A 20,343-nucleotide genomic window follows, 5' to 3' on the forward strand; every position below is an offset into this window, starting at 1 on the left:
ACCCTTCATGACTTCGCATCGTTCAGGGACGGCGCGTGCCCGGCGCGCCGTGGCGACGGCGGGAGCGGGCGTACTGCTCGCGGTCGCGGTGCCGGGGGCGGCGCATGCCGACACCTCGGCGCGTACCGCCGCCGACGGCGCCCCCGCCTTCTACGACAGCGGCCTCGCGCCGACGCCGTACATGGGCTGGAACACCTACTACGGCCTCGGCGCCCCCACCGAGGCCCAGGTCAGAAGCGTCGCCGACCACCTCGTCAGCAGCGGTCTGCGCGACAGCGGCTACGACATCGTGTGGCTCGACGGCGGCTGGCAGGCCGACACGCCCCGCGACAGCGCCGGACGCCTGACCGCCAACCGGGACCGATTCCCCTCCGGCATACCGGCGTTGGTGACCTATCTGCACCAGCGCGGACTCAAGGCCGGCATCTACACCGACGCGGGCGACTACGACCCGGCGAACTGCGGGCTCGGCAGCCGCGGCCACTACCGGCAGGACGCCGACCAGTTCGCCGCCTGGAAGATCGACGCGGTCAAGGTCGACTTCCTGTGCGGCATCGCGGAAAAGCTCGATCCCGGCCCGGCCTTCAAGGAGTTCAGCGACGCCGTCGCGAAGTCCGGCCGCCCGATGATCCTCAACCTGTGCAACCCGCTCACCGACGACTGGGGTCTGCCGCACACCCCGGCGCAGGACGCGCACAACGCGTACGTGTACGGGCCGACCGCCGCCGACTCCTGGCGCAGCGGCACCGACATCGCCTACGGCACGCCGACCGCGGACGAGTGGCCCAATGTGCTGCGCAACATGGACGCCAACGCCTGGCACCCCGAGGCGCAGGGCCCCGGCCACTACAACGACCCCGATTATCTGATCCCGATGCGGAAGATGCCCGACGGCTCGTACGAGCTGACGCAGGAGGAGTCCACCACGCAGCTCGTGATGTGGGCGGAGATGGCCTCCCCGCTGGTCATCGGCTCCGACCCGCGCACCCTGCCCAAGGCGATGCTCGACACGCTGCGCAATCCGGAGATCCTCGCCGTCGACCAGGACCCGCTGGCGATCCAGGGCGTACGGGTGGCCACCGACGCGACCGGCGACGTCTACAGCAAGGTCCTCCAGGGCGCGGGCCGCCGCGCGGTCGTCCTGCTCAACCGCTCGGACCGGCCCGCCGCGCGCACGGTCGACTTCGCCGCCGCCGGGCTGACCGGCAACGTGGCCGTACGCGACCTGCGGGCGCGCGCCGACCGGGGCACGCGCACCGGCTCGTACACCGTCACCGTCCCGGCCCACGGCACCGCCTTCCTGAAGCTCACCGGGCGCGACGACGCGCCCGGCGTCACGCTCGGCGGCCGGTCCACGGCGAGCCCCGCGCTGGTGCGCGACGGCGCCACGCTGACCGCGTTCACCCGCGGCGACGGCGGCGAACTGCGGGCGCGCACCGGCCGGGACGGTCACTGGCCGGCGCGCACCACCGACCTCGGCGGCCCCACCCGCGGCCGGTTCCTCGGCGACCCCGCCGCGTACGGCAGCGCGGGCGGCCGGATCGACGTGTTCGTGCGCGGCACGGACGGCGCCGCGTACCGGCGGACCTACGAACACGGCCGCTGGGGCGGCTGGCAGAGCCTGGGCGGGCGGCTCGCGGACGCGCCGACCGTCGCCTTCGACGGCCCCGACCGGTGGACGCTGTTCGCCACCGGGAGCGACGGCACGGTCCGCAGCCGCGGCCCGCGCACCGGCTGGACCTCGATCGGCGCGCCGGACGGACTGGCGCTGTACGGACGGCCGTCGGCCGTCACCGACTCCGCGGGCCGGATCCATGTGGCGGTGCGGGCCGCGGACGACGCGGTGTGGACGCGGGTGCGCGACACCTCGGGCGCCTGGTCCGGCTGGTCGTCGCTGGGCGGCACCATCAGTGCCGCGCCCACGCTGGTCACGGCGGGCGGCACCGTCCAACTGCTCGCGCGGGCCTCGGACTACACGCTCTGGCAGCGCGGGTACGACGCCGCGAGCGACACCTGGTCGGGGTGGTACCCGCGCACGGCGTTCGTGAGCGGGGCGCTCGACGGGTCGGCCGGGGCCACGGCCGCGGCGGACGGGAGCGTGCTGGTGGTCTTCCGCGGGGTGGGCGGAGCCGTCCGCCAGAGCACGCTCTGACAGGTCGGGTACGGCGTCCGGTGCGGGATCGCGCACGGCCACGGACGTGCCTAAGTAAATAAATTAGGAATTAATCTTGACGGCGCTCCGCCGTCACGACAGTCTGTACCAGCCGAACGAGGGCCCGGTCGTCAGGGGGCCGGGCCCCGTTCCGTGGGCGTAAGGGAGTCCCATGAACACCTCGCAACCCAGCCGCCGCCGGTTCCTCGCCGGTGCGGGCGCCGTCGGCGCCGCGGCGATGATGAGTAGCTGCGTCACCTCCGGCTCGTCCGGTGCCAAGACCCAGTCGGGCAAGGGCCCGGTCACCCTTCAGTCCAACCTGTCGTCCCCGCAGGCGAAGGCCGCGATGCAGGACCTCGTGGCCGCGTACAACAAGCAGGGCGACGGCAAGGCCAAGCTGAACACGGTCGCCTCTGAGACCTTCCGCACCCAGCTCCCGACGTACCTCACCTCCGGCAACCCGCCGGACCTGCTCACCTGGTACCCCGGCTCGGTCGCGGACTCGTACGCCAAGAGGAATCTGCTGCTCGACGTCGGCGACATCTGGGCCGAGCCGGAGCTGTCCGGCTACTCCAAGGCGCTCCAGACTCTGTGCACCTCCTCGTCGGGCCAGAAGGTGTTCGTGCCCGCCACGTACTACTGGTGGGGCGTGTTCTACCGGAAGTCGAACTTCGCGAAGTGGGGCGTCCAGGAGCCCAAGACCTGGGACGAGTTCATGGCCCTGTGCGAGACGCTCAAGTCCAAGGGCGTCGCGCCGATCGGCCTCGGCGCGGGCGGCGGCACCGCGTGGGTCGCGTCGTCCTGGTTCGACTACCTCAACATCCGTATCAACGGCGCCCAGTACCACCGCGACCTGCTCGCGGGGAAGCACCGCTTCGACGACCCCGAGGTCCGCAAGGTCTTCGACAAGTGGGCCGAGGCGCTGCCGTACTTCGACCCCAACGGCACCGCGCTCGCCTTCCAGGACGCCACCACGGCGCTGCTCCAGGGCCGCACCGGGATGATGCTGATCGGCACCTTCTTCGCCGACTCCGCCCCGAAGGGCGAACTGGACGACATCGACTTCTTCCGCTTCCCGGTGATCGACGCCAAGATCCCGATGGCCGAGGAGGGCCCCACCGACGGCTACTTCGCCAGCGCCCGCACCGGCCACCGGGACGAGGTCAAGGACTTCATGCGGTATCTGGCCACCGCCCCGGCGCAGGAGACCTACATCAAGGGCTCCTCCGGCACCGCGCTGCCGACCAACCCCAAGGCCAAGGACAGCGGCACCCCGCTGGTGAAGAAGGGCCGCGCGCTGATCGAGAGCGCCGCCGAGGTCACGCAGTTCTTCAACCGCGACTCCAGCGACGCCCTTCAGCCGACCGCCGACACCGCGCTGACGAAGTTCCTGGCCAAGCCCAAGGAGATCGACTCGATCCTCACCACCTGGCAGCGGGACGCGCAGAAGATCTGGAGCCAGTGAGATGGCGGTGCTCACCGCGACCCGCGCGGACCCGGGCAAGAAGCCGGGGAAGCCGAAGAAGCGCAAGCAGGCGACCCGGGTCCCGCCCGTCGTCCTCGCCTTCGTCCTGGTCCCGCTGCTCGCCGAGGGCTTCTGGGTCTTCTGGCCCGCCCTCCAGGGCTTCTACCTCTCGCTGACCAAGTGGGACGGGGTCTCGGCGCCGCGGTTCATCGGCCTGGGCAACTACCGGGAGATGGTGCACGACAGCGTCTTCCACACCGCCGTGCTCGACACCGTGCTGTGGCTGGTGCTCTTCGGCGGCCTGTCCGCCGCGCTCGGCCTCGGCGCGGCCCTGCTGCTCCAGCAGGAGCGGCGCGGGGTCGGCTTCTACCGGGCCGCGCTCTTCCTGCCCGTGGTGTTCTCGCTGACTGCGACCGCCCTGGTCTGGCAGGCGATGTACCAGCCGGACGGCCTGATCAACCACACCCTGTCCGGCCTCGGACTCGGCAGCCTCACCCACCCCTGGCTCGCCGACCAGGACACCGCGTTCTACGCCGTGATCGTGCCCGCCCTGTGGCGGCAGATCGGCTACGTGATGGTGCTCTACCTGGCCGGACTCAAGGGCATCGACCCGATGCTCTACGAGGCCGCCAAGGTCGACGGCGCCTCCCGCTGGCAGCAGTTCCGGCACATCACGCTGCCGCAGCTCAGCAGCGTCAACGCGGTCGTGCTGTCGGTCATCATCATCGACTCGCTGCGCTCCTTCGACGTGGTGTGGGCGCTCACCCGCGGCGGCCCGTACCACTCCTCCGAACTGCTCAGCACGTACATGTACTCCACCGCCTTCCAGTCCCTGCGGCTCGGCTACGGTTCCGCGCTCGCCGTCGTGATCTTCGTGCTGGCGTTCGGCGTGATCGCGTCGTACCTGGTGCGCGCCTTCAAGGAGGCCGACTCATGACCGTCACGCACGCGGGCGCCGACGCGGCGCCGACCGCGGACCGTACCGGCGAGGACGCGGGTGCCGGTGCGAAGGCCGCGCGCGGCGGGAGCCGTCGGCCCGACCGGCGCCGCGCCTGGGGGACCGCCGCCTTCCACACCGGCGCGGGACTGCTGTCGCTGATCTGGCTGATCCCCATCGTCGTCGTACTGGTCACCAGCACCCGCTCCTTCGACGACATCGCCGCCAACGGCCTCGGCGGCCTGCCGCACTCCTTCACCCTCGACGGCTTCCGCCAGGCATGGGTCGACGGCGGACAGCAGCGCGCGCTGATCAACAGCATGCTGGTGTCCGTCCCCACCGTGCTGATCTCGCTGCTGCTCGCCTCGATGGCCGCCTTCGCGCTCAGCCGCTACGACGTGCCGCTGCGCCGCGTACTGCTGCTGGTGATGCTCAGCGGCAATCTGCTGCCGCCGCAGATCCTGCTGATCCCGGTCTCCAAGCTCAGCGAGCAACTGGGCTTCTACGACTCGCTGTACGCCCTCATCGGCGTCCAGGTCGGCTTCGGCGTCGGCTTCTACGTCTTCGTGCTGCACGGCTTCATGCGGTCCATCCCGCCGGAGATCCAGCAGGCCGCCGTCATCGACGGAGCGGGCCCCTGGCAGATCTACACGCGGATCATCCTGCCGCTCGCCAGGCCCGCGCTCGCCGCGCTCACCGCGCTGTCGTTCACGTGGATCTTCAACGACCTGCTGTGGGCCATCACCGTGCTGCGCACCGACAGCAAGATGCCGATCACCGCGTCGCTGATCGGCCTCCAGGGCCAGTACGTCTCTATGTGGAACGTCATCGCGGCCGGTTCCGTTATCGCCGCCGCCCCGACCGTCATCGTCTTCCTCCGATTCCAGCGGCACTTCGTGGCCGGACTCAACCTGGGAGCAGTCAAGTGACCCCGTCCGCAACGCCGTCGGCCGCACCGTGGCTGCTGCGCACCGACACCACCACCTACGCCGTCCGCCTCGGCGGCGACGGGCGGTGGGCCGAGGTCGCCGCCTGGGGCCCGCACGGCGCCGAGACCGGCCCGTCCCCGCTGGACTGGTCGCGCCGCACCCACTACATCACCCCCGCCGACGCCGCCCCGGCCGAATACCTGCCCCAGGGCATGCGTCCCTTCGGCGGCGCCGACCTCGTCGTACGCCGCCCCGACGGCGAACGCGGCGTGTGGTGGACCTTCGAGCGCGCCACACAGGACGACGACCGGTCGCTGCGCCTGGACTTCACCGACGACCACCTCGGACTGCGGGTCGCGCTGCGCTACGAGACCGTGCCCGGCACCGACGTACTGCTGCGCTGGACCGAGCTGACCTGCACGGGACCGGACGAACTGCGCCTGGAACGCCTGGACTCCGCCGCGATCAGCGTCCCCGTCACCGACGGCGGGGGCGCCCGGCTCACCTACCTCACGGGCCAGTGGTCGCAGGAGTTCCAGCGCACCCAACTCGACCTCGTCAGGGGCCGGTTCGAGATGGCCTCCACCCAGGGAGTGCCGGGCCACGCCTACGCGCCCTGGCTCGCGGTCCAGGACGCCGCCGCCCCGCAGGAGGGCGACACCCCCACCTACGGCATCGCGTTGGAGTGGTCGGGCAACTGGCACATCACCGCGGACGCGGAACCCGGCGGGATCGTCCGCGTACGCGCCGGACGGCTGCCGCACGAGGAGTCCGTCCGCCTCGCGCCCGGCGCCACGCTCACCACCCCGCGCGTCGCCTGCGCCTTCAGCCCGGAAGGGCTCGACGGACTGACGCGGATCTGGCACGCGTACGAGCGCGCGCTGAGCGGCGAGCGGCTGCACCGTACCCGCAAGGTGCAGTACAACTCCTGGGAGGCCACCGGCTTCGACGTCGAGGCCGACGCGCAGCTCGAACTGGCCGCCGTCGCCGCCGACATGGGCGTCGAACTCTTCGTCGTGGACGACGGCTGGTTCCGCGGGCGGCGGGACGAGACCGGGGGACTGGGCGACTGGACCCCGGACCCGGCCAACTTCCCCGAGGGATTCGACGGCTTCATCGAGCGGGTCCGCGCCACCGGCATGGACTTCGGCCTGTGGGTCGAACCGGAGGCGATCAGCCCGCGGTCCGAGCTGTACGCCAAGCACCCCGAGTGGGTGTACCGGATCGACGGCCGCCCGGCGACCCTCGTCCGCGAGCAACTGCTGCTCGACCTCGGCCGGGTGGACGTGCAGGACTTCGTGATCGCCACCTTGGACCGGCTGCTCGGCGAACACGCCGTCAGCTACCTCAAGTGGGACATGAACCGCCCGCCGACCGAGCGCGGCAGGCCCGACACGGGACCGGCCGCGGGCCAGGACCTCGACGCCGACCACGTCGCCGGATACCTGCGGGTCCTCGACCACCTGCGCGCCCACCACCCGCACGTCACCGTCGAGGGCTGCGCGGGCGGCGGCGCCCGCATCGAACACGCCACGCTGGCCCGTACCGACGTGGTCTGGCCCAGCGACAACACCGCGCCGCTCGACCGGCTCGCCATCCAGTACGGCTATCTGCACGCGCACGCCCCGCACACCATGAGCTCCTGGGTCACCGACGCGCCCGGCGTCTTCGACCCGCGGCCCCGCTCCCTGGCCTTCCGCTTCGTCCTCGCCATCGCGGGCGTGCTCGGCATCGGCGCCGACATCCGCGCCTGGACGCCGGAGCAGCGCACCGAGGCGGCGGGCTGGATCGCCCGCTACAAGGAGATCCGCGACGTCGTCCACCACGGCACGGCCCGGCTGCTGAACGGCCCCGCCGATCCGACCTGCGGTGTCCAGTACGAGGAGCGCGGCGGCGCGCGGGTCGTGGTCACCGCGTGGAGCACCGGACGGCTCGACGGCGCGCCGCTGGTCCCCGGACGCGCCTCGCGGCTGCGGCTGCGCGGCCTGGACCCCGCCGCCCGCTACACCGACACGGCGGACGGGACGGTGTACAGCGGGGCGTATCTGCTCCACAGCGGCCTGCCGTTCGGCTGGACCGGTCGACACGACGCCGAACTCGTCGTGCTGGCGCGGCAGGAGGCCGCCGACGGCTCCGGGCGTCACTAAAGTCGCGGGAGGCCCGGACCGGTCCGACCGCACCGAGCGACCCGACCGCACCGACCGTACCGACCAGCCCCACCGTACCGAGGAGCAGGACCAGCACATGAACGCAGCACTCCGCTTCGCCGACAAGGTGGCCGTGGTCACCGGAGCCGCTTCCGGGATCGGCGCGGCCACCGCAGAACGGCTCGCGGCCGAGGGCGCCGCCGTGGTCCTCGCCGACATCGCGGCCGACCGCGCCGAGGGCGTCGCCGCGGGCATCCGCGAGGAGGGCGGCCGGGCGGTGTCCGTACGGGCGGACGTGTCCGACCCCGAGGACTGGGAGCGGATCGTCGCGGTGGCGCACGCCTACGGCCCCGTGGCGGCCCTGGTCTCCAACGCCTACACCGTCGACGTGGCCCCGGCCCACGAGATGTCCGTCGCCTCCTGGGAGCGTCAGCTCGCGGTCAACCTCACCGGCGGCTTCCTCGGCTTCCGGGCGCTGCTGCCCGACCTGCGCACCGCCCGCGGCGCCGCCGTCCTCACCTCCTCCGTCCACGCGCACAAGGGCATCCCCGGCCACCCCGCCTACGCGGCGGCCAAGGGCGCGCTGCTGTCGCTGAGCGGCCAACTGGCCGTCGAGTACGGGCCCGAAGTCCGGGTCAACGCGGTGCTCCCTGGTCCGATCCTCACCGCGGCCTGGGACCGGGTGCCCGAGGAGGACCGGGCCCGCAGCGTCGCGGAGACCGCGGCGCGCCGCTTCGGCCGCCCGGAGGAGGTCGCCGCGGCCATCGCCTTCCTCGCCTCGGACGACGCCTCGTACATCACCGGTTCGAGCCTGCTGGTGGACGGCGGCTGGAGTGTCACCAAGGCCTCGGCCTGACCGCCGCCGACCACCATCGCCGTACCTCACCCGGGATACCCCACCCGACCTGGAGAAAGGCAGAACGACATGACGCCATACGCGCGCCGCGGAGTGCACGGGCAGACCGTGGAGACTCTCGCGCGCCGGGTGCTCAGCGGCGAGATCCCCGAAGGGGCGACACTCGATCTCGTGGCGTTGCAGAGCGAGTTGGACGTCAGTCTCACCGCGCTGCGCGAATCGCTGAAGGTGCTGGCGGCCAAGGGGATGGTCGACGCGCGGCAGAAACGCGGCACCTTCGTCAGAGCCCGCGCCGACTGGAATCTGCTGGACGCCGACGTGCTGCGCTGGCAGTTCGCGGGCGGCACCGGCACCGGGGCCGACCTGGGGCTGCTGCGCAGCCTCGGCGAGGTCCGCGGGATCGTCGAACCGGCCGCCGTACGGCTGGCGGCGGTGCGCCGTACCGACGGCGACCTGGTCGCGCTGGACGCCGCGCTCACCGCGATGGGTGAGGACGAGGGCGGCGCCGCGCACGCGGTCGAGGCCGACCTCGCCTTCCACCGCGCCCTGCTCGCCGCAACCCACAACGAACTGCTGGAGCGGATGGAGATGGTGATCGAGTCCGGTCTCGCGCACCGCGACGAGATCGTGCACAGCTCCCCGCACGGCCAGGACCCGGTGCCCAGCCACCGGGCCGTCCTCGACGCGGTACGCGACCAGGACCCGGACGCCGCCGAGCGCGCCATGCGGGCCCTGCTTGACCAGGCCGTCCGCGACCTGGACCTGGTGCACGGCTCGGGCGCCGAGGCGGTCGAGGGGTCCGGCGGGTCCGGCGGGTCCGGGACAACCGGGGCATCCGAAACGGCGCGGGCATCCGAAAGGGCGCAGGCATCCGAAACGGCGCGGGCAACCAAGGAATCCCAGACCTCCACGGCTTCAGAGGCGGCGAAGTGAAGATAGTGCGCGTCGAGACCTTCCTCGTACCGCCCCGGTGGCTGTTCTGCCGGATCGAGACGGACGAGGGCGTCGTCGGCTGGGGCGAACCCGTGGTCGAGGGGCGGGCCGAGGTGGTGCGCGCCGCCGTCGACGTGCTGGCCGAGTATCTGATCGGCCAGGACCCGCTGCGGATCCAGGACCACTGGCAGGTGCTCACCAAGGGCGGCTTCTACCGCGGCGGCCCGGTGCTCTCCAGCGCCGTCGCCGGTCTCGACCACGCGCTGTGGGACATCGCGGGCAAGACGTACGGCGCCCCCGTGTACGGCCTGCTCGGCGGTCCGGTCAGGGACGCGGTCCGGGTCTACGCCTGGGTCGGCGGCGACGAGCCCGCGCGGCTCGCGGAGGACGTCGGCGCGCAGGTCGAGGCGGGCTTCACCGCCGTCAAGATGAACGCGGCCGGCCGCACGTCGGCGCTCACCACGCCCGCCGAGACCGCCGCCGTCGTGGAGCGGGTGGCCGCCGCGCGCCAGGCGCTCGGCCCCGGACGCGATGTCGCCGTCGACTTCCACGGCCGCTTCACGGCCGCGGGCGCCCGGCGCGTGCTGCGTGAAATCGCCCCGCTGCACCCGCTGTTCGTCGAGGAGCCGCTGCTGCCGGAGCTGGGACATCTGCTCGGCGGCCTGGTGGCCTCCACCGAAGTACCGATCGCGACCGGTGAACGCCTGTACGGGCGTGCGGAGTTCCTGCCCGCGCTCACCGCGGGCATAGCCGTGGCGCAGCCGGACCTCTCGCACGCCGGGGGCATCACCGAGGTGACGCGGATCGCGTCGCTCGCCGAGACGTACGGCGCCCAACTCGCCCCGCACTGCCCGCTGGGGCCGATCTCGCTCGCCGCCAGCCTCCAAGTCGCCTTCTGCACGCCGAACTTCCTCATCCAGGAGCAGAGCCGCGGCATCCACTACAACAAGGACGCCGACCTGCTGTCGTATCTGGTGGACACCGAGCCGTTCCGCTTCGTGGACGGCCAGGCGCTGCGCACCGGGCTGCCGGGGCTCGGGATCACCGTGGACGAGGCGGCGGTACGCGCCGCCGACCGCGGTGGGCACGCCTGGCGCAATCCGGTGTGGCGGCACGCCGACGGGTCGTTCGCGGAATGGTGACAGCGCTGACCGGGGCGGCGCTTCCCGTACGGATCGTCACCGACCTTGCGCACGGCGGCCGTTGGACGTCGCTGCGGGCCGGGGACCGCGAATGGCTCTGGCACCGGGACGAGCCGCGCCGCGCGGGCGTCGCGCCCGGTGACGCCTTCGCCGACGCGGGCGGTGTGGAGGAGTGCCTGCCCACCGTCCGGGGCGTCCCCGACCACGGCGACGTGTGGTCGCGCCCCTGGCGGCGCGAGAACGGCGGGGACGGCGAGGATGGCGCGGGCGGCGCGGATGGCGCGGACCGGGTCGACCACCCCGACTTCCGGCTCACCCGGCGGATCGGGGGCGGCCCCGGCGGCGGCGCGGTGGTCGACTACCGGCTGACCGCCGCGCCCGGCTACCGCTTCCTGTGGGCCGCCCACGCGCTCCTCGACGTGTCGCGGGACGGCCGGATCGAACTGCCGCCCGGCGCACAGGCCCTGCACTACCCGGACGGGGGCGCGCGGCGCGAGCCGTTCACCTGGCCGTCCGCCGGGGGCACGGGCGACGGGACGCGTACCCGCTTCGACCTGCTTGGGCCCGACGACGGTACGGCGAGCGGCGCGGTCGTCGAGGCCGCGACGGCGACCGTGCACGACGGGCCCGACCGGCTGCGGTTCGCGCTCGACGTGGCCGGTCAGCCCGCGTCCATCGCCCTGTGGCGGAATCTGGGCGGCTTCCCCGAGGGCGCGCCGTACCGCTCGATCGGCGTGGAGCCGATGCTCGGGCGGGTCTTCGACCTGGCGACAGCGGGGGAGGGGGACGCGGCCCGCGTGCCCGCGAGCGGCGAGGTCCGCTGGCGGCTCACGGTCACGGCCGCCGGTGCTTCCGCCGCCACCGCCGCCGCGTCCGCCCAGAACCGCTGAACCCTCGACGGGATCGGCTGACCGTGTCCGGCTCACCACGACCGGCTCACCGCACCGCGACCGGCTCACACCGACCCCACCGCCCGCCCCGGCCCCACGCCGTCCCAATCACCGCAACAGGAAAGGAACATCACCCGTGGACCTGCTCACCGCGCTGCGCGCCCACCGCCTCGTCGCCATCGTGCGCGGCGACGACGAGGACGCGTCGCTGCGCACCGTACTGACCCTGGTCGAGGAGGGCGTCGCGCTGGTCGAGGTCTCGCTCAGCGGCCGGAACGCGCTCGGCGTCATCGCCGCGGCCCGGGCCGCCCTCGGCCCCGACGCGCCGCTCGGCGCGGGCACCGTCCTCACCGAGCAGGACGCCAAGGACGCGCACCGCGCCGGGGCCGACTTCGTCGTCACGCCCGCGGTCGGCGAAGGCGTCAGCGCCGCACGGGAGTTGGGCCTGCCCGTGCTGGCCGGAGTGATGACGCCCACCGATATCGTCACCGCGCGGCGGCTCGGCGCCACCGCGCTCAAGCTCTTCCCCGCCGAGCAAGCGGGCGGCCCCGGCTACCTCCGCGCCCTGCGCGGCCCCTTCCCCGACCTGCCCTTCGTGCCCGTCGGCGGCGTCGACATCCCGGCCGCCCGCGCCTACTTCGCCGCCGGAGCCCTCGCGGTCGGCGTCGGCTCGCCCCTCATCGGCGACGCGGCGAGCGGCGGCAGCCGGACCGCGCTCCGCGCGCGGGCCAAGGACTTCCTCGCCGCCGTCGCGGAGACGGACGCGCCGAGCGCGCGGGCCGCGCGATGACCGGGAGTACGACGGGACGGGGGCAGCGCCCGGCGCCGTCACTCGCCATGACCGGACGGGGCCCGCGCCGTACCCCCGCGAGGAGACTGCCGTGATCCGGATCGGCGGGCCCGTCGCCTGCCTCGGGGAGACCATGGTCGCGATGGTGCCGGAGACCGGTGAAACGCTCGCGGAGGCCCGGCGGTTGCGGGTGGAGGTCGCCGGGGCGGAGTCGAACGCGGCGATGTATCTGGCCGACCACGGGGTGGAGGCCCGGTGGGTGTCGGCGGTCGGTGACGATCCGTTCGGGCGGCGGATCGTGGCCGAGGTCGCGGCGTGCGGGGTGGACGTCGGCGGCGTCAAGACCGACACGGGGCGGCCGACCGGGGTGATGGTGAAGAGCCCCGGCGGGCAGGGCACCCGCGTGCACTACTACCGGCGGGGGTCGGCCGCGTCCGCGCTCGGGCCGCGATCGCTGGCGGCCGAGGCCGTACGCACCGCGGGGCTGCTGCACCTGACCGGCGTCACGGCGGCGCTGTCGGACTCCTGCCGCGACCTGGTGGACGCGGCGCTGCGCGGCCCGCTGCCGGTCAGCTTCGACGTCAACCACCGGCCCGCGCTCTGGCCGGACGGCGCGGCGCCCGGCGTCCTGCGCGACTTCGCCGACCGCGCGGACATCACTTTCGTCGGCCTGGACGAGGCTCAGGAGTTGTGGGGCGCGCACATCGCCGACGCCGCCGACGTACGCGCCCTGCTGCCGGGCCCGCGTGTGCTGGTGGTCAAGGACGGCGCCCGCGCCGCGACCGCCTTCGACGGCGCGACGGCGCACACCGTGCCCGCCCGCGCCGTCGAGGTCGTGGAACCCGTCGGCGCGGGCGACGCCTTCGCCGCCGGATTCCTCACCGGCCTGCTCCGCGGCGAGCCGCCCGTCCGCGCGCTGCGCCTCGGCCATGTCACCGCGGGCGCGGCCCTGCGGGTCCCCGGCGATCACGGCCCGCTGCCGGACCCCGCCCGTATCGCACACCTGCTGGACGCCACCGAGGCGCGGTGGGCCTCGGCGGCGTCCCCGGGCGGCGTCACCGATAGTTGACGGTGACCTGCTGACGCACGGACCTCTGCGGAACGGTGACGGTCACCTTCCCGGCGGCGGCGTCCCACGCCCAGGCGCTCCTGGCCACCGGGACGCCGTCCACGGTCACGGACTTCGGCGCGGTGGCGTTGGTCACCGGCACACCGGCACACCGGGCCTCCGAGCCTCCTCGGCCAGGGTGTACGTGTACGGCAGCAGCGCCTCGCTCGAGCGGGTGTCACCGGTGAAGTACACGGTGGTGCGCTTGTCGGCCCACGGCCCGGTCACGAGCCCGGCCCTGCCGCCGTAGCCGCCGGTCTGGAGTGAGCCGTACGCGCGCGAGAACCCGCTGGGTGAACGGGGCGCCGCCGAAGCCGTCACGGCCGACGGCGTTGAAGGTCGGCGCGTCCAGGAACGCGGTGTCGCCCGCGTACGCGGTGCGGATCAGCGTGGGGGAGAGGACCTCGAACCGCGCTCGAGACCACGGCGTCGGTTCGACGTCGGGTCATGTCTGGTTGTGGGTCCGCTGGAGCGCATTTCTGTTCGTGCGCTGACAAGTCGACGATGACAGATCCGGCGCCGCGAGGGGAGTGTGCCGACTGGCGCGAATGGGGTTGGTGCAAAGAGCTGATGCGAGCGGATGTACCCGGCGGGGCGCACCGGCTGGTGAGCCGTCAGGGGGCGGTCTGCTCGCGCAGCGGGCCGGTGTCCTTCGCGGGGTCGGCCGCCGGGGCCGGGGCGCCGGAGTCGTAGCGCCAGAAGGAGCGGGCCAGCGGCGCGGCGAGTGCCACGACCGCCACGCAGGCGAGGCCGCCGATCGTCCAGGACAGCCCGGCGCCGAGCGCGGCGGCCATGGTACCGGCGCGCAGGTCGCCCAGCCGGGGGCCGCCGGCGACGACGACGGTGTGGACGCCCTGCATACGGCCTCGCATCTCGTCGGGGGCGTAGGTCTGGAGGAGCGTCTGGCGCAGGACCGCGCTGATCAGGTCGGCCGCGCCGGCCACGGCGAGGAACAGGACGACCAGCCAGAGCTGCCGGGCCAGGCCGGAGACGGCGACGGCGGCGCCCCACACCAGCACGGCGCCGGTGAGCACCACGCCCTGCCGCCGGATCCGGCCGATCCATCCGCTGGCGAACCCGGCCAGGACGGAGCCGATCGGGATGGCGGAGTAGAGCAGTCCGACCGAGCCGCCGAAGCGGGCGTCCGCGACGGCGGGGAACAGCGACCGCGGCATCGCCAGCGTCATGGCGCAGATGTCCACGAAGAAGCTCATCACCAGCACCGGCCGCCCGCCGATGAAGGACAGCCCGTCCCGTACCGACCGCAGACCCAGGCGGGCCGCGGAGCCGTCCGGCGGAAGTCGGGGCAGCCGCAGCGTGGAGTGCAGCGCGGCCGTGAACAGCACGGCGTCCGCGCCGTACGCGTACGCGAAGCCGTGCGGGACGGTGACGAGAACACCGGCGATCAGCGGGCCGACCACCTCGCCCACCGTGCCGATCACGTAGTTGAGGGTGTTCGCGGCGGGGATCAGGCCGGGCTCGACGATGCGCGGCACGATCGCGCCGCGCGCGGAACTGGCCATCGCGAACCCGGCCGACTGCGTCGCGACCAGGGCGAGGATCAGCCCGACATTGCGCAGGTCGAGCAGCGTCTGCGCGAGCAGCGCCAGCGTCACCGTCCAGGTGCCGAGCGAGGACCACAGATACAGCGTCCTGCGGTCGACGGCGTCGGCGACGGCCCCGCCGTAGAGGCCGAAGACGATCAGCGGCACCAGACCGGCGAAGCCGACCATGCCGACGGCCAGCGACGAGTGCGAGATCCGGAAGACCTGGACCGGCACCGCGATCTGGGTGAGCATCGAGCCGACGAACGACGTGCCCTGGCCGATGAAGAGCCGCCGGAAGGCGGGCAGGGCCAGCGGGCGGGTGTCGATGGCGTGGTCGGCGAGCAGCCGCCGCGCTCCGCGAGGGCTCGGCTGCTCCGCGCGCTCCACGGCGTCGCCTTTCATCCGCCTCTGCTTTCCGGGCCGCCGCGGCCCTCTTCCCGTTGCCGTCCGCCGGGGGCCCCTGCCCGGCCGTTCGTCCTGCCGGGCCCTTTGCCGCCGCGGCTCACAGGCGGCAGCTGATCTCCATGCCGTCCTCGACCGGGAAGGTGACGCTCTCGTAGCCGTTGCGCGGATCGCGGACGTAGTCGAGATACGGCGCCAGGTCCGTGAGGTCCACGTCGTCGGCCACGACGAGGGTGCCCGGCGCGAGGCGCGGTTCGAGCAGCCGCAGGACGGGCAGACAGAGGTCCTTCCAGCCGTCGAGCAGCAGGAAGTCCACTGGACCTGACAGCTCGGCGAGGGTGTCGCGGGCGTCGCCTTCGAGGACGGTGACCAGTCCGTCGAGACCCGTCTCGGCGAAGGTCGCGCGGGCCGCGGCGGCCTTGTCCGCGCTCAGTTCGGTGCTGATCACCCGCCCCGCGCCGTTGTCGCGCACCGCGGCGGCCAGGTGGAGGGTGGAGATCCCGAAGGAGGTGCCGAATTCGACGACGGTGGCCGGACGGACGGCCCGGACCAGGCTGTACAGGAGTTTTCCGCCGTCGGCCGAGATCGGCATGTACACCTCGGCGTTGGCGTCGGCCAACTCCCGCGGCGTCGCCGGGGCGAAGCCGTCGGGCCACGCTGCCCGGATACGGCGGCGGGTCGCGTCGTCCTGCGCGGCCCGGTCGAACATCGCGGTCAGGGCGGAGACGACCCGGGGGTCGCGGAGGGTGCTGGTGGCTGTCATGGGCTCTAGGGTAGACGCACCGTTGCGTTGCGTCTAGAAGTTGCCGACCTACCCCGGGACCCGGAGGATGCAGACATGGAGCGAGGGAGTTCGGTCGCCGACGGCGCCAGGGGCGCCGAGAGCGCGGGGGGCGCTGAGGGTGCGGACGGCACGGAGGGTGCGGGGGGCGCCGTGGCTGACGCCGACCGGACGGCGCGGCACCACGGCAACCGGCACGGGCGCAGCGAGCAGGCGCGGATGGCCGTACTGGAAGCCGCCGACGACCTCCTGGTCGAGAAGGGCTTCGCCGGTGTCACCGTCGAGGGCATCGCGGCGCGGGCCGGGGTCGCCAAACAGACCATCTACCGCCGCTGGAACACCAAGACCGACATCCTTCTGGACGCCTTCCTCCAGGACGCCGCCGAAGCCCTCGCCCCGGCCGACCACGGCGATCTCGGCGCCGATCTCCGCGAGCACCTGGGCCTGCTGGCCGGCTTCCTCACCGCGTCAGACGCGGGCGCGGTCTTCCGGGCCCTGCTCGGGCACGCGCAGCACGACCCGGAGTTCGCGGCCGTGCTGCGCGCCCGCTATCTCGACGAGCAGCGCCGCCGCGACCGGCTCCCGCTGGAGAACGCGGTGGGCCGCGGCGAACTCCCCGCCGGTCTCGACCTGACGGCCGAGGTCGACCGGCTCGTGGGGCCGATCTACCACCGCGTCCTGGTGACCGGGGACCCGGTCGACCGGGACTTCACCGACCGTCTCGTGGACGACTTCCTGCGCCGCCACCCCCGTGCCCGTCCCGCGTCGGACGGCGCTTCCTAGCGGCGCGTGGTACGTCCTCCCGTCGGCGTCCCTCAGGCTCCGGTGCCGTCGGCGGCGGCCTTGAGCGCCGCCAGGTCGATCTTCTTCATGCCGAGCATCGCCTTCATCGCGCGCTGGCCGCGTTCCGCGTCGGGGTCGTTCAGCATCGCCACCATGCCGGTGGGGACGACCTGCCAGGACAGCCCGTACTTGTCCTTGAGCCATCCGCACGGGCCCTCGGAGCCGCCGCCCTCGGTGAGCCGGGCCCAGTAGTGGTCGACCTCGGCCTGGTCCTCACAGGTGATCAGCAGCGAGACGGCCTCGGTGAAGGGGAACTCGGGGCCGCCGTTGATCGCGATGTACGGCTGGCCGTCCAGCTCGAACGCCACGGTCAGTACGGTGCCCGCCTCGCGCGGACCGGCCTCGCCGTAGTAGGTGGTGTCGGTGATCCGCGAGTTCGGGAAGACCGAGACGTAGAACTCGGCGGCTTCCTGGCTCTCGGTGTCGAACCAGAGGTTGGGGGTGATCCGGGGCATCGCGGTCTCCTCGCGTCAGGCTGTCGTCGGCGCCCGAGCGCCGCCGTTCACCTTTATGACCGGCCGCCCGCCGAAAACTCATCGGCGACACAGCACCCGCGCGGCTCAGTCCCCCAGCCGGTCGATCTGCCGGATCTTGTTGGTGACGTCGAGCGCCGCGACCTTGTAGGACTCGGCGAGCGTCGGGTAATTGAAGACGGCGTCCACGAGGTAGTCGACGGTGCCGCCGCAGCCCATCACGGCGTGGCCGATGTGGATCAGCTCGGTGGCGCCGGTGCCGAAGCAGTGCACGCCGAGCAGCTTGCGGTCCTCCGGCGAGACCAGCAGTTTCAGCATGCCGTGCGCGTCACCGATGATCTGGCCGCGGGCCAGCTCGCGGTAGCGGGAGACACCCACCTCGAACGGCACCAGTTCGTCGGTGAGCTGGTCCTCGGTGCGGCCGATGAAGCTGACCTCGGGAATGGTGTAGATGCCGATCGGCTGGCCGTCCCGCATCGCGTGCACGGGTTCGCCGCAGGCGTGGTACGCGGCGGTCCTGCCCTGCTCCATCGAGGTCGCGGCCAGCGCGGGGAAGCCGATGACGTCACCGACGGCGTAGATGTGCGGGACCGCGGTGCGGAAGTGCTCGTCCACCGATATCCGGCCGCGCTTGTCGGCTTGCAGACCGGCCTTGTCGAGGTCCAGCTCGTCGGTCAGACCCTGCCGTCCCGCCGAGTACATCACCGCGTCCGCGGCGATCTTCTTGCCGCTCTCCAGCACGGTCAGGGTGCCGCGCTCGTGCCGCGAGACCGCCGCGACCGTCTCGCCGAAGCGGAAGGTGACCGCGAGATCGCGCAGGTGGTACTTGAGCGCCTCGACGATCTCGGCGTCGCAGAAGTCCAGCATTCCCTCGCGCTGCTCCACCACGGTGATCTTGCTGCCGAGGGCGGCGAACATCGACGCGTACTCCATGCCGATGACCCCGGCGCCGACGATCACCATGGACCGCGGCACCCGCTCCATGCTGAGGACGCTGTCGGAGTCCAGCACCGTACGGTCGTCGAACTCGACGCTCGCCGGGCGCGCGGGCCGGGTGCCGGTGGCGATCACGATGTGCTCGGCCGTCACCAGCCGGTCCTGGCCGACCGCGTCGCGCACCGCGACGGTGTGCTGGTCGACGAAGCGCCCGGTGCCGGAGAGCAGCGCGACCTGGTTCCTGGAGAGCTGACTGCGGATCACATCGACCTCGCGGCCGACCACATGCTGCGTCCTCGCGGTCAGGTCCGCGACGGTGATGTCCTCCTTGAGCCGGTAGCTCTGGCCGTACAGATCCCGCTGGTTGAGGCCGGTGAGGTAGAGCACCGCCTCCCGCAGCGTCTTGGACGGGATCGTGCCGGTGTGGATCGACACCCCGCCCAGCGAGTCCGCGCGGTCCACCACCGCCGCCCGCCGTCCGAGCTTGGCCGCCGCGATGGCCGCCTTCTGACCACCAGGACCTGAACCGATCACCAACACGTCGAAGTCGGGCACACCAGCGAGTGTGACAGTCGGCGGCCCGCCCCGGAAGGCTTTGCCGAACAGGGCCGCCCGCGGCCGTAGTCGCGCTGCCGCCGGTCCGCTACGTGACCGGCCGCCCCGCCCGCTGCCCGCCCCGTTCCCCGAACCGCTGCTCGCCCGGTTCCCCGACCCGTAACCCGACCGGCTACTTGACCGGCGCGAAGAGGTGCTGCGCCGCCACGGCCGCGCCGCCGCGCGCCCACTCCTCGAACGGCAGCGGGCGCAGCAGCAGATCGCACTCGGCGGCGGCGCCGAACGCCTGGGCGGCGAAGGTCTCGCGGATCTGGTCGGCGAACAGGTCGTAGGTCGCCACGCCCTCGCCGGAGATGATGATCCGCTCGGGACCGATCAGGTTGGCGACCGAGGCGATGGCGAGGCCGAGCGCGTGCCCGGCGCGGGAGAACACGGCGCGGACCGCCTCGTCCCCGGCGTGCGCCAGCCGTACCGCTTCGGTCATCGTCAGCCCCGGATTCCCCGTGGCCTGCCTGGCCTGCTCGGTGATGGCGTGCGTGGACGCGACGGCCTCCACACAGCCGGTGTTGCCGCAGGTGCAGGTCCGCTCGGTGCCGCCGACCGGCAGGTGGCCGACCTCCCCCGACACGCCGTGCGCCCCCGACACCACGCGCCCGCGGATGGAGAGTCCGCAGCCGATCCCGGCGCCGACGGTGATCAGCGCGAACGAGTCCAGGCCCGCGCCCGCGCCGAACCACTGCTCGGTGACGGTCAGCGCGCGTACGTCGTTCTCGATCACCGTCGGTGTGCCGGTGGCGGTCTCGACGAGCCGGGCCAGCGCGACCCGGCGCCAGTTGAGGAACGGCGAGTACTGCACGATGCCGGTCTGCCCGTCGACGTCGCCGGAGATGGTCACGCCGATGCTGTGCACGTCCTCGCCGTGCGCGGGCCCGGCCGCCGCGCGCAGCCGCTTGACCAGCCGGGCGATGGCCAGCACCACGGTGCCGACATCCCGCGAGTCGAGGGTGACCCGGCGTGCGACGAGCGGCTTGGCCGTGAGATCGGCCAGTACGCCGATCAGCTCGTCCGCGGTCACCTTGACGCCGATGAAGCGGGCCCGCTCCGGGCGTACCGCGATCAGCGTGGCGGGTCTGCCGGTCGCCCGCTTCGGGGCCGGGGTGCTCAGCTCGGTGATCCAGCCGTCGCTCAGCAGCGGCGCCGTCACTTTGGTGACGGCCCCCGCGGACAGGCCGGTACGTCGGCCGGCCTCGGCCCGGGTGAGCGGCCCGTGGGCGAGCAGGGTCTGGAACACCAGGGCGGCGGCGGGCGGCTGATCGGCGGGAGTCACGTCTCCGACCCTACCTTTCCGCCGGAAGGTAAGGGAAGGGCGAGAGTGGCGCGAGGGGTGCACAGGATTCACAGAATCCGCCGGGAAACCAGGTGGTGACTATGTTGACGCTGGAAGGAAACTCTGGCTA

At 73.0% G+C, this 20,343-nt stretch carries 18 protein-coding genes and 1 pseudogene; 12 read left to right on the top strand and 7 right to left on the bottom strand.

Annotated features, from left to right (window positions below; translation table 11 throughout):
* Positions 1-7 precede the first annotated feature (7 nt).
* The 11 genes and pseudogenes from ACIQCJ_RS25100 (at position 8) to ACIQCJ_RS25150 (ending at position 13,310) form a co-directional block, all read left to right on the top strand.
* A complete protein-coding gene (locus ACIQCJ_RS25100) occupies positions 8-2,152 on the top strand; it encodes a glycoside hydrolase family 27 protein (RefSeq protein ID WP_402712592.1) in 2,145 nt (714 codons plus the stop codon).
* Positions 2,153-2,324: 172 nt separating this feature from the next.
* On the top strand, positions 2,325-3,617 hold the full coding sequence (locus tag ACIQCJ_RS25105; protein WP_355334962.1) for an ABC transporter substrate-binding protein: 1,293 nt from the start codon (positions 2,325-2,327) through the stop codon (positions 3,615-3,617).
* A 1-nt stretch (position 3,618) separates the two neighbouring features.
* Positions 3,619-4,554: a sugar ABC transporter permease gene (locus ACIQCJ_RS25110; protein WP_355334961.1), complete on the top strand. Its 936-nt coding sequence runs from the start codon at positions 3,619-3,621 to the stop codon at positions 4,552-4,554.
* Positions 4,551-5,483: a carbohydrate ABC transporter permease gene (locus tag ACIQCJ_RS25115; RefSeq protein ID WP_355334959.1), complete on the top strand. Its 933-nt coding sequence runs from the start codon at positions 4,551-4,553 to the stop codon at positions 5,481-5,483. The genes ACIQCJ_RS25110 and ACIQCJ_RS25115 overlap by 4 nt, the downstream gene beginning before the upstream one ends.
* Entirely contained in the window at positions 5,480-7,630 is a 2,151-nt protein-coding gene (locus ACIQCJ_RS25120) for an alpha-galactosidase (protein ID WP_402712593.1), read from the top strand. The genes ACIQCJ_RS25115 and ACIQCJ_RS25120 overlap by 4 nt, the downstream gene beginning before the upstream one ends.
* A 97-nt stretch (positions 7,631-7,727) precedes the next feature.
* Positions 7,728-8,486, top strand: a complete 759-nt coding sequence (locus tag ACIQCJ_RS25125; protein ID WP_355334955.1) for an SDR family NAD(P)-dependent oxidoreductase — start codon at positions 7,728-7,730, stop codon at positions 8,484-8,486.
* A gap of 69 nt (positions 8,487-8,555) precedes the next feature.
* A pseudogene (locus ACIQCJ_RS25130) lies at positions 8,556-9,293 on the top strand (FadR/GntR family transcriptional regulator); the annotation flags it as partial.
* Between the two features lie 122 nt (positions 9,294-9,415).
* Complete coding sequence (gene dgoD, locus ACIQCJ_RS25135; protein WP_391047794.1) at positions 9,416-10,561, top strand: galactonate dehydratase; 1,146 nt, start codon at positions 9,416-9,418, stop codon at positions 10,559-10,561.
* Positions 10,555-11,451 carry a hypothetical protein gene (locus ACIQCJ_RS25140; RefSeq protein WP_402712594.1) on the top strand — a complete coding sequence of 299 codons (897 nt, stop codon included), beginning with the start codon at positions 10,555-10,557 and terminating at the stop codon, positions 11,449-11,451. The genes dgoD and ACIQCJ_RS25140 overlap by 7 nt, the downstream gene beginning before the upstream one ends.
* 136 nt (positions 11,452-11,587) lie before the next feature.
* Positions 11,588-12,241, top strand: a complete 654-nt coding sequence (locus tag ACIQCJ_RS25145; RefSeq protein WP_401307442.1) for a bifunctional 4-hydroxy-2-oxoglutarate aldolase/2-dehydro-3-deoxy-phosphogluconate aldolase — start codon at positions 11,588-11,590, stop codon at positions 12,239-12,241.
* Positions 12,242-12,332: 91 nt separating this feature from the next.
* Entirely contained in the window at positions 12,333-13,310 is a 978-nt protein-coding gene (locus ACIQCJ_RS25150) for a sugar kinase (protein WP_402712595.1), read from the top strand.
* On the opposite strand, the gene ACIQCJ_RS25155 is transcribed toward ACIQCJ_RS25150, so the two are convergent.
* The 4 genes from ACIQCJ_RS25155 to ACIQCJ_RS25170 all read right to left on the bottom strand — a co-directional run bounded on the left by ACIQCJ_RS25155 (position 13,297) and on the right by ACIQCJ_RS25170 (position 16,061).
* Positions 13,297-13,446 (bottom strand): hypothetical protein, encoded by a 150-nt coding sequence (locus ACIQCJ_RS25155; RefSeq protein WP_401854398.1) that lies wholly within the window; start codon positions 13,444-13,446, stop codon positions 13,297-13,299. The genes ACIQCJ_RS25150 and ACIQCJ_RS25155 overlap by 14 nt on opposite strands.
* Entirely contained in the window at positions 13,443-13,670 is a 228-nt protein-coding gene (locus tag ACIQCJ_RS25160; protein WP_402712596.1) for a hypothetical protein, read from the bottom strand. Before ACIQCJ_RS25160 ends, ACIQCJ_RS25155 begins: the two co-directional genes overlap by 4 nt.
* A 293-nt stretch (positions 13,671-13,963) precedes the next feature.
* On the bottom strand, positions 13,964-15,298 hold the full coding sequence (locus ACIQCJ_RS25165) for an MFS transporter (RefSeq protein WP_402712597.1): 1,335 nt from the start codon (positions 15,296-15,298) through the stop codon (positions 13,964-13,966).
* 100 nt (positions 15,299-15,398) lie between these two features.
* Positions 15,399-16,061: a class I SAM-dependent methyltransferase gene (locus tag ACIQCJ_RS25170; protein WP_391162647.1), complete on the bottom strand. Its 663-nt coding sequence runs from the start codon at positions 16,059-16,061 to the stop codon at positions 15,399-15,401.
* Positions 16,062-16,232: 171 nt separating this feature from the next.
* Here ACIQCJ_RS25170 and ACIQCJ_RS25175 point away from each other — a divergent pair, with 171 nt between their 5' ends.
* The gene (locus ACIQCJ_RS25175) at positions 16,233-16,862 is read left to right on the top strand and encodes a TetR/AcrR family transcriptional regulator (RefSeq protein ID WP_402712598.1); all 630 of its coding nucleotides are present in this window, start codon (positions 16,233-16,235) and stop codon (positions 16,860-16,862) included.
* A 32-nt stretch (positions 16,863-16,894) separates the two neighbouring features.
* Here ACIQCJ_RS25175 and ACIQCJ_RS25180 read toward each other — a convergent pair whose 3' ends face one another.
* The 3 genes from ACIQCJ_RS25180 to ACIQCJ_RS25190 all read right to left on the bottom strand — a co-directional run bounded on the left by ACIQCJ_RS25180 (position 16,895) and on the right by ACIQCJ_RS25190 (position 20,213).
* Complete coding sequence (locus tag ACIQCJ_RS25180; protein ID WP_355334929.1) at positions 16,895-17,377, bottom strand: VOC family protein; 483 nt, start codon at positions 17,375-17,377, stop codon at positions 16,895-16,897.
* Positions 17,378-17,482: 105 nt separating this feature from the next.
* Positions 17,483-18,886, bottom strand: coding sequence for a Si-specific NAD(P)(+) transhydrogenase (gene sthA, locus ACIQCJ_RS25185; RefSeq protein ID WP_355334926.1), 1,404 nt, complete (start codon positions 18,884-18,886; stop codon positions 17,483-17,485).
* A 172-nt stretch (positions 18,887-19,058) separates the two neighbouring features.
* Positions 19,059-20,213, bottom strand: a complete 1,155-nt coding sequence (locus tag ACIQCJ_RS25190; RefSeq protein ID WP_402712599.1) for an ROK family protein — start codon at positions 20,211-20,213, stop codon at positions 19,059-19,061.
* Between the last annotated feature and the right edge of the window lie 130 nt (positions 20,214-20,343).

Origin of the sequence: Streptomyces sp. NPDC093221 (assembly GCF_044753885.1) — a bacterium.
Taxonomy (GTDB): Bacteria; Actinomycetota; Actinomycetes; order Streptomycetales; family Streptomycetaceae; genus Actinacidiphila.

Bases quoted from the DNA above. Each gene is read 5' to 3' on its own strand.
- ACIQCJ_RS25100 (WP_402712592.1), top strand. From the start codon at position 8: ATGACTTCGCATCGTTCAGGGACGGCGCGTGCCCGGCGCGCCGTGGCG.
- ACIQCJ_RS25105 (WP_355334962.1), top strand. From the start codon at position 2,325: ATGAACACCTCGCAACCCAGCCGCCGCCGGTTCCTCGCCGGTGCGGGC.
- ACIQCJ_RS25140 (WP_402712594.1), top strand. From the start codon at position 10,555: ATGGTGACAGCGCTGACCGGGGCGGCGCTTCCCGTACGGATCGTCACC.
- ACIQCJ_RS25115 (WP_355334959.1), top strand. From the start codon at position 4,551: ATGACCGTCACGCACGCGGGCGCCGACGCGGCGCCGACCGCGGACCGT.
- ACIQCJ_RS25165 (WP_402712597.1), bottom strand. From the start codon at position 15,298: ATGAAAGGCGACGCCGTGGAGCGCGCGGAGCAGCCGAGCCCTCGCGGA.
- ACIQCJ_RS25125 (WP_355334955.1), top strand. From the start codon at position 7,728: ATGAACGCAGCACTCCGCTTCGCCGACAAGGTGGCCGTGGTCACCGGA.
- ACIQCJ_RS25180 (WP_355334929.1), bottom strand. From the start codon at position 17,377: ATGCCCCGGATCACCCCCAACCTCTGGTTCGACACCGAGAGCCAGGAA.
- ACIQCJ_RS25110 (WP_355334961.1), top strand. From the start codon at position 3,619: ATGGCGGTGCTCACCGCGACCCGCGCGGACCCGGGCAAGAAGCCGGGG.
- ACIQCJ_RS25170 (WP_391162647.1), bottom strand. From the start codon at position 16,061: ATGACAGCCACCAGCACCCTCCGCGACCCCCGGGTCGTCTCCGCCCTG.